This is a genomic window from Pseudomonas rustica, assembly GCF_018336155.1.
GTDB lineage: Bacteria > Pseudomonadota > Gammaproteobacteria > Pseudomonadales > Pseudomonadaceae > Aquipseudomonas > Aquipseudomonas rustica.
Genome location: NZ_JAGYHF010000001.1, coordinates 137,071 through 151,752 on the forward strand (window position 1 = coordinate 137,071; position 14,682 = coordinate 151,752).

13 protein-coding genes are annotated in these 14,682 nt (G+C 51.4%); 6 read left to right on the forward strand and 7 right to left on the reverse strand.

Annotated elements, in window-relative coordinates:
- Positions 1–13 precede the first annotated feature (13 nt).
- From KFS80_RS00630 to KFS80_RS00650, 5 genes are all read left to right on the forward strand, one after another.
- Positions 14–772, forward strand: a complete 759-nt coding sequence (locus KFS80_RS00630; RefSeq protein WP_042560309.1) for a hypothetical protein — start codon at positions 14–16, stop codon at positions 770–772.
- A gap of 131 nt (positions 773–903) precedes the next feature.
- The gene (locus tag KFS80_RS00635) at positions 904–1,605 is read left to right on the forward strand and encodes a hypothetical protein (RefSeq protein ID WP_155401147.1); all 702 of its coding nucleotides are present in this window, start codon (positions 904–906) and stop codon (positions 1,603–1,605) included.
- Between the two features lie 138 nt (positions 1,606–1,743).
- Positions 1,744–2,376, forward strand: a complete 633-nt coding sequence (locus KFS80_RS00640) for a hypothetical protein (RefSeq protein ID WP_042560311.1) — start codon at positions 1,744–1,746, stop codon at positions 2,374–2,376.
- A 189-nt stretch (positions 2,377–2,565) separates the two neighbouring features.
- Entirely contained in the window at positions 2,566–3,567 is a 1,002-nt protein-coding gene (locus KFS80_RS00645; RefSeq protein ID WP_042560312.1) for a metallophosphoesterase, read from the forward strand.
- 338 nt (positions 3,568–3,905) lie between these two features.
- A complete protein-coding gene (locus KFS80_RS00650) occupies positions 3,906–4,388 on the forward strand; it encodes a hypothetical protein (RefSeq protein ID WP_042560313.1) in 483 nt (160 codons plus the stop codon).
- 434 nt (positions 4,389–4,822) lie between these two features.
- Here KFS80_RS00650 and KFS80_RS00655 read toward each other — a convergent pair whose 3' ends face one another.
- From KFS80_RS00655 to KFS80_RS00670, 4 genes are all read right to left on the reverse strand, one after another.
- Positions 4,823–5,101, reverse strand: a complete 279-nt coding sequence (locus KFS80_RS00655) for a hypothetical protein (protein ID WP_042560314.1) — start codon at positions 5,099–5,101, stop codon at positions 4,823–4,825.
- A 59-nt stretch (positions 5,102–5,160) separates the two neighbouring features.
- Positions 5,161–5,541: a hypothetical protein gene (locus KFS80_RS00660; protein WP_042560315.1), complete on the reverse strand. Its 381-nt coding sequence runs from the start codon at positions 5,539–5,541 to the stop codon at positions 5,161–5,163.
- Between the two features lie 91 nt (positions 5,542–5,632).
- Positions 5,633–6,076, reverse strand: a complete 444-nt coding sequence (locus KFS80_RS00665) for a hypothetical protein (protein WP_042560316.1) — start codon at positions 6,074–6,076, stop codon at positions 5,633–5,635.
- A gap of 40 nt (positions 6,077–6,116) precedes the next feature.
- The gene (locus tag KFS80_RS00670) at positions 6,117–6,521 is read right to left on the reverse strand and encodes a DUF6957 family protein (protein ID WP_235378415.1); all 405 of its coding nucleotides are present in this window, start codon (positions 6,519–6,521) and stop codon (positions 6,117–6,119) included.
- 180 nt (positions 6,522–6,701) lie between these two features.
- Here KFS80_RS00670 and KFS80_RS00675 point away from each other — a divergent pair, with 180 nt between their 5' ends.
- Complete coding sequence (locus tag KFS80_RS00675; RefSeq protein WP_042562161.1) at positions 6,702–7,169, forward strand: helix-turn-helix transcriptional regulator; 468 nt, start codon at positions 6,702–6,704, stop codon at positions 7,167–7,169.
- A gap of 277 nt (positions 7,170–7,446) precedes the next feature.
- On the opposite strand, the gene gmtX is transcribed toward KFS80_RS00675, so the two are convergent.
- The 3 genes from gmtX to gmtY are packed head-to-tail and all read right to left on the reverse strand — an operon-like array spanning position 7,447 to position 14,631.
- Positions 7,447–8,049: a gamma-mobile-trio protein GmtX gene (gene gmtX, locus KFS80_RS00680; RefSeq protein ID WP_235378416.1), complete on the reverse strand. Its 603-nt coding sequence runs from the start codon at positions 8,047–8,049 to the stop codon at positions 7,447–7,449.
- The gene (gene gmtZ, locus KFS80_RS00685; protein WP_155401148.1) at positions 8,046–13,301 is read right to left on the reverse strand and encodes a gamma-mobile-trio integrase GmtZ; all 5,256 of its coding nucleotides are present in this window, start codon (positions 13,299–13,301) and stop codon (positions 8,046–8,048) included. The genes gmtX and gmtZ overlap by 4 nt, the downstream gene beginning before the upstream one ends.
- Positions 13,270–14,631 carry a gamma-mobile-trio recombinase GmtY gene (gene gmtY, locus KFS80_RS00690; RefSeq protein WP_042560317.1) on the reverse strand — a complete coding sequence of 454 codons (1,362 nt, stop codon included), beginning with the start codon at positions 14,629–14,631 and terminating at the stop codon, positions 13,270–13,272. The genes gmtZ and gmtY overlap by 32 nt, the downstream gene beginning before the upstream one ends.
- Between the last annotated feature and the right edge of the window lie 51 nt (positions 14,632–14,682).

The window sequence follows — 14,682 nt, forward strand, 5'->3', positions numbered from 1 at the left end:
TAGGAGGCACTTGATGTTTTCACCGTTCAACATGGAAGATCTGGCAGCAGGGGCGGTCGAGGCATTCAAACTGCTGGGAGATGCTCGTGCAATTGCCGTTTTGGTATCAGGCGAATGCACAGCTGAGTTGATCAACACCGATTTCGGCGTCAATTATTGGCAGCTCATGGTGGCACTTCCTATCCCCCTGTACTACGCCATGACAGATGTAGAACGCGAAGCTACCAGTAAAGCGATTTATGACGTAGTGACCCCGTTCTACTCAACCCTTCATGACGAGGCCCTAAACGGGGTGACCATTGCCCCACGTATTGGGGAAGCCTCCGAAAATTGGCGAGAAGAAGCTATCCGATATGTGAAAGGTGAAGGTGTCACCAACCAGGGACGAGTACGAAGCGACAATATTGCCTCGAGGGAACATCAGGGGCTTCTATTTCGCTCTCAGGCTGAGGTCACTCTGTTCACGGCAATGACACGTGCACAGCTCGCAGTCGCTCCGCTTCCAGTCTTCGTACGGATAGGCAAAGCCTACAATCGTCTCGAGCCCGATTTCGTAGTTGTGTTCAAAGGTCTGACTTTCATTATTGAGGTCGACGGAGATACCTATCATCGCGAATCACCTGCCGATGCTGATAAGCGCTTGGTTCCTTTGACGTGGGAAGGCGTAGAGGTCAGAAGGATACGAGCCTCCGAGCTATCAAGTGACAACGCCGCTAATGTCGTTGTGAAAGATCTGATAGATTTCATGACGAAAAGGAAAGCAGCTCGTTGACTCCACGTGCCGTGAAAGCCGGCAACCTAGCTTCTCGCGACCCAGCTGATAGACTTTCATCTCAATACCGCGAGCGCGCCTCGCTCTTGAGGCAACAGGGATGAAACTCACCCAGTAATGGATTCGAAATCTTGGCAAATCGACGCACGGCAAAAACACCAAAATCGTTCAAACGACCAGCCCTTTATGGTCGCCCAAAACGATGGTTTACCAAAGCTTTCGCTGCTCTGGCATCGCTTGGACTTTTCAGTTTGCTGATGACCACAGCCTACAATTTTTTGGTAGGAGACGTAACGCTATCGTTCGTTAAACCACATGGCCGCTATTACGACTTCGACCTAAGAAACGATAGTCCAGCAGATCAAATCGTTAAGCGTTTCAAAGTAGATTACCCACCGCAAACGCCTATTGCCCACGCCACTCGCACGATTGTCGCAAAAGCTTCCGGCGCAGGGGGGTACGAGCTACCAGGTGGCAACAGCAGCTGGATTCCAGTGACTGAGTTCGACGAACTGGATGGAAGGATTTTACCTGCTGATAAAGTCACCCCGTTTATCATGCCTCCGACGAATAGCAAAAATTACCTGCAGTTGGATGCGGCGGTGTTCGACATCACGTTCGAGACAGAGCCTGCAAACGCTACGTTGAAAGTCATTGATGACATTTTGAAAGCTCTCAAGCTGCGCAATCAAGTCACACAACAGAGGTATCTGGTCATGGATAACCTTTGGATACCTACCCGCGCTCTCAGTGTCGCCGAGGCAGTGAGGCTTGCGTGTAGAGACGATGACTCGCTATCAGACCAATTGTGCCCTGCTCACGCAGGTGGTTGATCGATCCTTGCCTTGGCGGGTGGCCAACGAGCCTCACACCTACCGTTCGCTCTCTGAGCCGACCACCATTGCAAGCCACTTATCCCGTGACTGGCTACTCGCTGCACTGCTCGAACACATCGTACTCAAGGAATTAAAATGAGCCGAGGCAAAGAGTTCTTCCGGGGAATGACGAAGACGCAGCTGAAAGAGATGATTCAGGGGAAGATCGCAGAGGTCGATTTCGGACAAGAGTTTGAGTCCTCCATCATCGCCGACCTAATTCATCAGAAACATTACCACTGTGCAGCGCAAGATCTGCGCCCTACCCGCTTTCGAAAGCTACTCCGCCCAGGAGCGGTTTACGATTTCCAAGGCTACTTTCCGGGTCATGGCTGGCACGGAGTTTCATGGACGCAGTGCATCAACCCTCGAGACGAAATGGATTGGTTGGATCGCGCACTCCGGGATGCTGCGCATCCTATGATTTCTCGCTACAGAGCGATGCATCCTGTATGTGAACGATGCAAGAACAATCCGTCTACCGAAGTTGACCATGTGTCCCCCGAGTTCAAGGTTATGGTCGCCCAGATCATTCAGACGCTCACCACTTCCCAGATTGAGGAAATATTTTCCCGCTTTGACTGGCTGGACAAAGAGCCGTTCTCTTTGCCGACAGGACACTCTGCTTTACAGCTTCTCCATGATGCTCACCAGACCGCAACTCTCCAAGCGTTGTGCAAACCGTGCCATGTAATCAACGGCAACGAGCGCCGGCGCCGAACAATTTAGATGCTCGCTATATGGCTGAGAAAATACCTCGCGGGATAATTCTCAGTCTCTGACATTGCTGGCAAACGAGCCCTGTAGAAAGGCTCCGTAGGGTATAATTCACAGATCTTACGGCTACGAATTTGAGACCCAGCATGTCTCATGAAATCGCCCTCTCCGCAGCAATCAGCGTAGGAAATTCGTGACGTCATGACCAATGTTTTGAGGCTTGCGAAGAACGACCACGGCAGAGATTTTGTGGTCGGTGATATCCATTTTAAGACGATTGATCTTCACAAAGGTCTTTATGCACTCGACTTCGACAAGGAGGTTGATCGGGTGATAGCCGTGGGAGATCTGATTGATCGCGGCCCCGGCGTTCTGGATGGTCTGAAGCTTCTCGGTGAACCTTGGTTTTACACAGTCCAGGGTAATCATGAATGGATGCTGATAGGTGCGTTTCGACAAGATCCTCATGCACGGTATGCCTCGCATGGAGCTGGGTGGTGGTCTACGATCGCTGATGAATCAAAGCCGATGATTATTGAAAGGCTTGAGAGCCTTCCTCTGGCGATCGAGATCGAAACCGTGAAAGGACTTGTGGGGGTCGTGCATGCAGATGTTCCCACTGGCATGGCGTGGAGTGATTTTGTCGGGAGCCTGGATAACCCTCAAATTGCAGAGATCGCACTGTGGGGGCGTGAGCGCATCATCAAGCATTATCGCGAGGGTGTTAAAGGCGTTTGGAGGATATGCCTCGGGCACACTTGGATACCCTCCCCTCTACGCCTTGGCAATGTACTGGCGCTAGATTGCACCGGTGGCGGTGATGGCCCGCTGGCGATTTACTGCGTTCAAGAAGACAAGGTTTATGTTGACGGGCGCCCGACATCATTTGATGCAGTTGAACTCGTAACAGATCAGTTGCAGAAGCTCGAGCAAGCCTTGGCCGACCTCAGCAAAACAGTTCACGAGAACAAGCTCATTGAGTCCCAAGGGTTAAGTGTTGAGGCCGAGACCTTGATCAAGCAAGCACAGTCAACCTGGCTGCCACTCATGGCCGAAATAGGCGAGTCCCAGAAATTTGTTAATGCGCTGCACGGAGTTAGCCTGCTCACCGGGGATCGCAAAACTGCGAAATTTGAAGAGCTAAAAGCCCGGTATGCTGGGACGCAACTCGGAAATCTGTTAAACCGATTGTCGAGCTTTTGAAAGGTTTTTCGAGGCCCGAAATTCGCCCCCCTCAACGCTTATATGAGTCAATGATCACATACGGCTATGCGCTGCCTGGTCATGGCTAACGCATCGAGCTAAATGGGCTGGGGCAACAGGCGCAATCAAGAACAAGTGGCGACTCAGGGCGTACGTCAACAACAGTTCACTCTCTTATTGACCCGTAAGCCTGGCATCAGTAGCATCCGGCTAAGCGATTACCTGAATCGCGCGGTCGGCACGCAAAGGCTTTGTCACAGGTGATACACCCTCCATTTCCACGCATTCGACAGTCGTCATTCGCGGGCAGCCGACACCGCTAACGACCGGAGTTTGCGATGATCCTTCCCGTTTTCCCTGTTGATCTTGAACGTCACACAGGTCTGAAGAAAGCCGCTCGCGTTCTCTTCAAAACCTGGCCCGGCTTGAAGCCCATCAGTCACTCCCAAGCACTAAGAATTCTCGCCAAAGGTCTTGGCTATAAAAGCTACCATCACGCCAAAGAACTGTCGTCGTCCTGGCCTGACGCCCGCCCCAGCATCGAGATCAACGCGGTCGAGTGGAACATCTCGCAAGCAATGACTGCTGAACTTCAAGCTCCAGGTAACCCTAAAGTGGGCATCAACCTAGGCAATCTCCTTGCGTACATTCAGACGCTCCCCTTGCACCATCTGAAGATCTTCAAGATCTACCCAGAGTTATTGGATGGGCGGAATTCGTTTCCGCTCCTTCCACACGATGCACAGTCACCGTTTGGAAAATTTCAACATAGCCCGATCTTCCCTCTCGAGGACGGATGGCAGATCTTCGACAACATTTAGAGTGATCAGCCGGTGACCCTGAGGGCATGACATTCACAGTGTCTGAGGAATGCTCAGCCCTTTTAGAGAGGCGGCTGATACGCGGCGCGCTTGAAAGCTAGGTAGAAGCCAAGCTCCAAACCGGCGAAGTAGACGTCACAACAACCTACGTGCCGCGCCCATGCGTTTTCAGAGCAGCAGCATCTCCAGCGATGGTGTCCACGTATTTTTCTGGTGGAAACGTCATCCGTATCGCTGGGATCGCGTAGCTGCTTTTTTGGCAAGCGGAGCGCGCAGGCCTAAGGCCGGAGGCGTGAGGATGGACGCCCGAAGGGTCGAGACTCGGCACGAGGCTCGGTTCACGACAGCCAGCCCGCAGGGCACGCCACTAAATGCTGGCATTAGACGACCGAGATACCCTGATTCCCGGGCGAAGGGGCCTACAAAAACGTGCCCTAATGGCCACACTTTTCGGCTTTGATATCGATCTCCCCCATCGCTCCGAGATAGATCCTGCGACATGGCAACTCTGTAAGAAGCCCTCGCTCAATGAGCATTGCGGGAATGCCTTCAAGTAGATCATCCACTTCTAACCTCGTCATGCCCCCACGAGTCCTCTCCGAAACAAACGCATCAAGATCGAAACCATGGACGGCAATAAATGGCCCCTCACGGTTGTACGACTCAAAGATCCCTGAGGCCAAAGTAATAACGTCTCCCTTCTTGACGATCATGACCTGCCCTCAGGATCAGGTTGGACAGGGAGATGTATCGTCGATAGCCCGACGAAAAATCACTGCAGAAGCCGAGGTGTTGGGTGGAGCGTTCGGGAGAGGCGTAAGAACTCACGTAAGCTTGAACGACCATTGCCCCGCTGAAACGTGGCCAGCACATAGCGCGAATTCTCGGTCGTCATCACCCAGAAGCGCCCTTCGCGCTCGACTTTCAACACATCAGAAGTCCGGATCAGATGGCCATCGCCAAACCGCCCATACCGGTCTTTCCGCTTGTGGCCAAACACTACACCGATGCCTGCGCGCGCCCTAATGGACACTCCGCAAAGGTAAGCAGTGACCGGTATGTCAAAACCCTGATCTTGGGCTTTTATGATCCGCGCAAGATCGAAATCCGTGTGGCGTTTTCCGTGGAAATTAACGTCAAGAGTGTCCAGCATTTTTTGCGCTCCGGTGCTATTCCGCAAGGAGTTATCAGGAATTCCGCACGGAACCAGACGCGTTGGTATCGTGCAAGATCTTTGGTTATTTTCAGCCTGATCGAATCATGCTCGAGAGAAAGATCGGGCGAAGGTCTGTCAGCGAATCGATTTGAAAGTCTGGACGGTGCGAGTTGTGGTAGACAGCGCCTCCCTCGACCTCAATCAGGCAAACCTCAAAATCACTGTCGTTGCCGATAGTTACTTTCGTTACACGTTCCATGTCCCATCCGACGCTTTTGTTCATCCATGCCGGAGTCATAACCTGGACGTCAACTAGCTCTTGTTCATCGCTCTGGGTCACAAGCATGTTCTGCAACCTGTGCTCACCCTCAATCATGTGAGCAAGTTCAGTGCTTCGCCCCTGCTCGCTCATGCGGACAGTGAGGTGGTACCAGTGAGTTCTGAGAATCCGTGACACGCTATGCCAATGCGCAAGGCCTTCACCAAAGATCCCCGGGACGCCGATAAGATCTGAGTCTTGTGTTCTGAACATGGAATGTCCTTTGCTTTGCAGAGCTCATATAGAACGGAAATTAGAAGAAGGAAAAAATGGTCTTGAGACTGGCAGTTTGCTCATGTCCCTCCCCCATCAGGACGTAAACCGAATTCTTGGTCTCGAACATAACGCCGTCCTTTAATGTGACGCACATGCTGGAGCGAACCCAGTCACCTGGCTGGAAGCGGCCCCGGCTGTCCTCGACCACCTTGTGGGCAAACAGGAAGAGCGGGAGATGATTGCCAGCGTGAACCTTTGCAATTTCTTCAGGGGTAAGGTCAACGCGGAAGATTGTCCACTCCTCCACGAGGCAGAAAGGCTTTTGAGGAAACCGAGTGCGGGCTTCTCGTACCAGCCCTTCTTGGCTGTCGAGTGATCCAGACAATAGAAAGCCAGGACTACCGAATAGCTCTGCGGGATCCTCAATGACGTCTGAGCTCAAAAAATAATCCCCGTCAATTCATCTGATATGTTCACGACGCGACGTACCCAAACGACTCGATCGCCAGCATGAAGCCCTGTTCGAACGCGAGTAAAGCCTCAACGGTTCCGATAATAGCACCAAACGATGTTTATCGGAACTGCCGACTTATGGCTCTATCCTCGTTTTTTAGGGCAGATAATGTCTCTCAAGAAAGAGATCGCTGGCGTGGTCAGGGCAGTCCGGACAGCACGCGGTTTAGATTACGGTGACCTCGCAAAGGTGAGCGTCAAAGCGAACATAGCCAAGCTTGAACAAGGTGGGAGCAATATCACCCTTAACAAGCTAAGCGAGCTCTCTGAGGCTCTGGACTTTGATGCGGTTGCTCTGCTCGCATTGTGTATCGCAGTGCAAAAAGACGAACCGTTCGAGGTGACCATTAAACGAGCAACTGCACAGCTGGATGAGTTCCGAAACGAAGGTGGAGAGGAGCTGCTTCAAAGTCAGTTCGCTGGTAAGACGCTGGTGAAGCGCTCTAGGGGGAAGCCAGGCAACGCAAGGGCTGCTGATGCAGTCAAGGAGCTCAAAGCTTCTGGTTTAAGTCAGGCAGAGGCTGCAGTGAGGCTTGGATTGGCAAAATCGACTGTCCATAGATACTGGCATTCGTAAAGTCAACTCTGCTGGACGCCGCAGGCCGAGTACACCTGTCGAGCCAACCCATGTTCTTGGCGGACAACGAAAAAGGCCTAGATTTCTCTAGGCCCTTGATCATGCTTACTCGTAACGGAAGGAAGGATTCAGACTCAAGATCCGAGCGGTCACGGCCGTCTAATTCTCACTCTTCCAGAATCTGCGACGTGCGCATTTAACGCGAAGCATCTGAGTAACGATGAGATCTCATCCGGGGCGAGGGTTTCAGTGCCCATCTGACGAAACCGCGAAAAAGCTACAAATATCGAAGCGCCTTCTCAATGGCGTCAACCGTCCCAGGCTTCAATACGCGCACCCCAGCTTGGTCAAGTACGTCTCCTTTATCCCCTTTACGAAAATTCCACTTCTTGATGAAATCTTCTGAAAGGATGTACTCCAATGCACGCCGTTCGATATCGTCCAGCTTAAACGCACCCGCTGGCGCCCTACGGTCATCGACATAGATTTCTAGGCCTGGCGGTACGATCTCTTTCACCAGACGGCGGGCCTCTGCCAGCTCTGAGAGCAGTATTTGGACGAGGAGCCTATGCCGTGCAGTGGGCAGCTCATCAATCCATGCGTCCGCCGTGGCTTGCTTGTACCCAACCTTCTTGGCTGGTGCAGCCGCTACGAAGGACTCAATGAGTGTGCGGTAGTGAACGCCGGTTGCATTGCGAATACTTTGGGCCTTAGGGACGCCCCGCTTCTCACCTAGCCGAGCAATAGTCGTAAAGCTGAAATCTGAAATTCCACGCTCAACCTGCTCATTGCAGACTTCGTAAATGGCTTCTAGCGTACCGTGAGTGCGAGGTGAAGCGACCGTCTTCAGATGCTCCAGCATTGCCTTAGGATCCATCATCCCTCCTCCATTTCGAGCGTTAGGGGCACATTACTTGCTATTGCCGGCTTACGTCCTTTCAAGATCGCCTGAATGTCGGTGGCAGCGATATATTCCTGCTCGCCGAGGTCTTTTAACAGTAGCTTCCCAGTCACCAAACTATCGACCTTCGCCCATGATTTAACGCGCGTGAGCAGGAAGCTCGTCAACTGGTTGCCGATCACCAGCTGCTGTTGCTTATCAAGCGCATACATCGTGGGCATCATGTTGTTGAACGCGATCATTTTATCAATCATCTGAGAACGAATAGGCAAGGCAAGGTCTGCTGAGGCAGATTCGTAAATCTCAGCGTTTTCACATACCTCACTCAGCAGGTGGTACCTAGAAGACTCCTCTATTGCGACACTGAGCTCGTGCCCACCTTGTATAATCAACTGTGGGAGATTGGTATCGTCTTTTACCGCCACTTGCTCATTCAGCAGCGCCTGACTCTGATTGATCAACCGGGAAACAGCCTGGATGTCGCAGAGAAAAAGGTCGGCCTTCTTCGAAGCACTTTCCAGATCAGACTGCAATTTTCGAACTTTCATTTCCAAGAAGGTTCGGTCTGCTGTGTTGAATTCTTTCCCTGCTTTCTTAGCCTCATATTCCTCGTCGTCCAAGAGGTCGATTTTAACTGACGCTTCGGCGCTTTTCGCCTCAAGCTCTGCAATGTGTTCAAACTGAAAGTTCGCCTGCAAAGAAATTTCATTTGCTAAGGACAGCAAGCCGCCGATGAACACTGGCCCCGTTACAAAATGCCGGCAGCGCGGACAATTCTGCATGCCAAGATAGCCGCCCGCGATAGGCTCTCGAACCTTAGTGGAACCGATTAACGGCCCCCCATCCCCACAACGTGTACCTGCAAATGGACAAAACCCATAGTCCCTGAACAGAAAACTACCTGGATGACCATTCCCCGAATAGCGCTTTATAGCGTCCTCATTATTGTGAATCAGCTCGTGCCTGATCTCATCAATCCTGTTTTGCTCAATCATATGAATGGCGGCATAGACCTTATTCGCCAGAGCCCTCTTTTCGCCCTCTGCAAATTTGACCCTCAGCCCCTCAGCATTAAGCTTCACATAATAGAGACTCATGATAATATTGCTGTGCCCAGCAAGCTTCATAACGATGTCAATGGATAATCCAAACTCCATGACATATGCAGTAATCAGACTAACGCGCATACTGTGAGGACTGTACGGAGTGCTGTATGAAGTTATCTTCGAAACATTACCCGTGCACTCTGCGAGGACGAGATCGCCGGTCTGGCTGTGAAACAGCGCAGCGGCCAATCGATCTTTCAGTCGATAAGCGTAATTTGTGCTTTCCTCCTCACCAAAGTTACGGAACAAAAAGCAATTTGCTCCCTTTGCGCGACGCTGCTTTTCGTTGAGCTCCGTTCTTACGCAATCTAACCAAGGCATTACCCGAGTGATCGGGTTATATTTGGATTGCCAATTACGGAGGCGTACCATCCAGATTGCAAGTTTTTCAGGCATCCAAGGAACACTATATGACGCGCCACGAATCGAAGTTTTGTTAGATGTGAAGTGCATCCCTATGTTGCCGTCAGGGTAAGCTTTGACGAATCCCTGATTATCAGTCATACCCGCAAGAGAAGATTCGTTACGAACCCACACAATCTTCCCATCAACTACCTGAGGAATATTTTCGTCAGCTTCTCCTGAATCGTTGTACGCCAACTGCTTTCCCCTGGCAGGCACCGATGCAAGCGCGTATGCGTTCATCCAGTGGGCAGGAAACCACAACTTCGTTTTTCCAAACTCCTCCTTGAAAACACAATCCGGATCTGTCAGATCAATGATTGATGGGTCAACTTCGACCCAGTCAGGATCGAAAATATGGAGATGAGCCAGATCCCCAAAATTTTGAGCCGTCTCAGGGATAATCCAGTTGCACATGTTTTGTACATACTGGTAGGCAAGCGCAGGCTTGTTGGTCTCGCCAGCATTTCCAATAGGATCGTCGCCTTCATAAACAAGAGCCGCAAAGGGGTTACGAGCATTTGAAGCGAGCACTCGCTCGCTAGTTTCTTCATCTTCAAAAGTCAGCTTCTTCCGAAGTACGTAGTCTGCAAACTCCTTAACTGACGACAATAAAGTGCGCCCTGGGCTAGGAGGTAAGCCGTATAGAAATTCCTCAAAGAGATTGAGATCCACCCTGGGAGCGGTAAAAAAAACTTCTGGAGCGAACCCGAGTTCGTGTTTTTGAATGTAATCCCTTACGAAGCGGCACAGGTTGTATTCTTTGGTTTCTCCAGCACGAGCCCCCTTGATGAACTGATCAATTAGGTCTTTCCAGGCCAGATAAGGCGCACGGATATATTGAGACTTGAAGGGTTCCGGTTTATTGAGAAACGAAAACCAGCCATCCCATACATCTTTATAGACCGTTGCCGGGTCACGGGGAATTCGCGGATCACTCTGACTTGCAAGAAATCGTTTATAGTCTGAGCTCCCCTTCACTCCTTCATCTAGGACGAGCCGACGGATCTCTTCGTATGAGTAAGGCACGGGGATGTCACATAAGTCGTACCAATCGACCCATTCTGCACTAAAGACACGCTCAGGATGAGCAGGTAGGCAGGAATAGCTTTTGTACTGTTCCCGGTACTCCTGGCTATTCTTGATCTTTAAGCATTTCACAGCGAACTTGACGTCTGCTAGCGTGTCGCAACGTTCGGGTAAAAGAAATTCATTCCAGCCCTGCCATTCGGACTCAAAGAAAATCAGCGGATCGCCGGGCAAGCCAGGATCCTGCCGATACAACAAGGTATAATCACTGACTCCAGTGATACCCAAAACGCGAGCTGCTCGACCTGCGTCTGCAATGCTATATATCTCTGTGCCGAGGTATCGCTGCCAACCCCAGACTTTCCAATTTTTGGAGTAAGTACGGTGGGGCATAGCTGGGAGTTTAGGGTCGATCTTGTGACCTTTGAGATAGTCTTCTTTAGTTAAAAAGCCCTGGCGTATCGACGCCTCGCTAGCCTCCGTGACTGTCAGATATTTTGCATCGTCGACACACACAGACGAACGTACAGGAAGCTGCCCCGAAGCATCGTAGACGATGTCAGGGTTTGCAGGTAGACGAGGGTCTAGGTGGCGGCGCTTAGCGTAATCTTTCGATGAGTTAATACCCAGCCGCCCTGCGCCGTTAATAACCAGTGCCGGAGTGGGGTAAAAACTATCAGGAGTTCCCGATAGGAAGCCCTTCCAACCTATCCATGAGTCCTTATAGATACGTTCAGGCTGTGAAGGGAGCATAGGGTCTGCCCGGTAGGCAGTCCTATATTGCTTCCCGGTTTTGATACCAAGCTCCGCAACTCGTTTACTTGCCTCATCGAATGAGTAAACATCTTTAGTTCGTTTCGAACCGAGATAATCCGCCCAGCCCTGCCAATCCTCCCCGTAGAACGTTGCTGGTGCACCAGGAAGCCGAGGATCTAGCGCCTTATAGTTCTTCACATAATTGGTGTTGTTGCCAAAGGACAGCTTACGACACGCTTCGCGAGCATCGAAATATGTGGCGTATTTTTCAGACGAGCTTACCGTTCCCAGATAGTCGTTCCATCCCTTCCATGCCGAAGGGAATGTCTTGTCCGGAAATGGTGGGAGCCGAGCATCGGTGACGCATTTCTCACGATAATCACGACGACTAACAGCATTCAGTTTTTGGGCAGCTTTGCGCGCCGATTCAAATGTGGTGAAGTATTCCTCTTGCTTAGCTCGATACACTACACCAGTAAAATCTCCCCACCCGCTCCACTCGTCCTTGTAAAAGGTAGCAGGACTGTACGGAAGTTTCTCATCCGAAAGGCGACGCTCACTGTATTCACGCTGGGTGCTTATGCCAAGCCTTCGGACGGCGGCCGAAGCCTCTGCTAAATTCTTATATTTACCATTCCTGCTAGACAGGTCGGGAAGGAAGTCAGTCCAGTCTTTCCAGTCTGCCGCATATGCTCTCTCGGGATGAGACGGCAAACGAGTGTCTCGCATGTACTCGTTGAAATATTCATTCCGACTGCTAACCCCGAGCCTTTTGACAGCACGCTTAGCATCCGCAATCGTCAGGTAGTATTTGTCCGCAGTGCCCAGAAAATGTGGGAATCCGTTCCATTCTTTTCGGTAAGCTGCGCTAGGGTGGGAAGGCAGCAATGGGTCTTCGCGATACCGGACTCTGTAATCTAAGACTGTCGTAATACCAAGAGCCTGAGCCGCACTACGCGCCTCTTCAAAACCATACAAATTGCGTGGGGCGATCAGCGTGTCACGGCCGAAGAAGGCCGGAAACCCCTTCCACTCGTCCCTGTAAAATTGGCTTGGGTTGGAGGGTAGGCTGGGGTCTTCGTGGTGACGGACGAGATAAACAGCGACAGTGTTGATGCCCATCCCCTGAACAACACGGGAAGCCTCTTCAAGCGAGTACCTAGAGTTGGCAGGCGCTAGTCCGAAGAAATCGGAATAGTTCGTCCATTCATCTTTGTAGGTGCGTTCTGGCTTAGAAGGTAGTTGAGGGTCTTCGCGCCAACGCTGCACGTACTCCCGATTGGAAGTAATTCCTAAGCGCTGAACTGCGCTGGCAGCTTGCGCAAGGCTACTGTAGAAACTGGAGCTCCTACCCCTTACACCCTTTGGACGACCGAGGAAATCAGGGAACCCCTTCCACTCATCTTTGTAAGTTGTGTTTGGGTTCGAGGGCAGTAGGGGATCTTCACGAAATCGCGCGTGGTAATCTGACGCCCCTCGAATTCCTAGTGCCCTAGCCGCGCTGGCAGCCTGAACAAATGTGCCGTAAAAACCTGCGCCGGCAGGGCTTGGTCGGCCGAAATAATCCGCGAACCCCTTCCACTCATCTTTGTAGGTATCGGAAGGCTTGGCCGGCAGCCGAGGATCCTCCCGGTAGCGACTCGCGTACTCCACCGCAGACTCAATGCCGAGAGCTTGGCATGCTTTAGAAGCTTGATCGAGCGTGTCGTAGAAACGGCCACTCGTTGGCCTGCCTAACTTTGCACGTCCGAAAAAATCGGGGTATCCCCGCCACTCGCTCGGGTAAGTGGCGTCCGGCTTTGAGGGCAACTTCGGGTCTTCATGACGTCGCGCCTTGTAATCTGGGATCGACTGGATGCCTAGGGCTTGAGTAGCCTCCGAAGCCAGAGCCAGCGTGCTGTAAAATTTAGACCCCATTACGTTTTTCAACTTGATCAATCATTTTCGCGCGAAATTCTTCACTTGTGGATTGGATGTATACAAGGTGCGAGTGAGGCGAACGATGACGCATCATTTTCTGGATATCAGCGCCATTGAAGCCGTGGTCAGCCAACCTGTAACCATACGCGTGACGATGGCCGTGTTCTGTGGTTCCCAGATACTTCCTATGATCCAAACCAATTCGGTTGACCGCAGCCTTATGAAGACGCTGGAAGTTCTTGATGGTCTCAGGCTGCCCCGTACTATTGGTAAAGGCATATGGGTGGTCATGGCTCTGGGGCTCCACACGCTGATACATCAGATAATGCTGATACGCATGCAAAAACTCCGTCGCTTTATGCGGTGGAAAAAATTCGACTTTGAAGAACTTCTCCGTGGAGCTAAGTACGGGGGTTTTCCACCCGGCATGTAAGCGCTCGGTAAGCGGATACTGAGTACGCGGAGTCCGAAGGAAGCGCTGGGCGAGATATTCTTCGCGCGACCTATATGCTTTGTCAGGGGACGCGCCTTGGGAAGGGTGATAGATTCGTACCACCGCTTCGTGTCGTTTCTTATCAATGTGAACGTCGGTTAGGTAAAGGTGAAAAGCCTCACTTTTACGGATACCACCGTAATGCATCAGCAGTGTCAGAGCTCGTCCCTTGTAATCAATTCGCATGTTGGGGTCGGGATGGTCTTTACGATCGGCACGGATGAAACCTTCATCGAGCAATAAGCTGATGCTGGCTTCAGGAAACTTCTTCACTTCCTCTAAAACAATTGGCTCACGCCCCCGCCTTCCAACCTCCCGAACGAAGCTATTACGCCTGATTGCATCTTCATCCTTCTGAAGATGATTTAGGAAAACGTTATCGTTTTTTTGGTAGTAAGCACACCAGTTCAAACGCTGCTCAGCGTTAGTGGCGCGTCGAAATGGATTCGCACGACCGGTATCGTACTCCGGCTGCCGCGCAAGCCAGTCGGTGTAGTCCGTAATGAGATAAATAAGATAGTCCGCATCCTCCGCCCTTCGTGGTCGCCAAAAGAGGCCAGACGGGTCACTCAGGTCATTGGGGTTGATTGTCCCAGAACGCAATGCACCATCAAAACTTTCCAATAGCTCTGTCGCTTGGTCGAACAACCCTTCATTCGCGTTGATGTAGTTGATCAAAATCATGATCGCGAATGTCGACCGCTCCCTCCACGACGCCCCATTACGAGTGTTCTTCGCAAGGTAGCGAAGATGGGAAAGCAGCAACCCCTTCTCAGTCAATAAGGCAGGAAGCAAGAGCACACGCCCAGTATTGTCGTGTCGATACCTCACCTTCACCTTGAGCGCGTAAGCCATTTTCTCTGTACTATCTAGTATTAAGTATGGGGTACTATGGCATAATCCTCT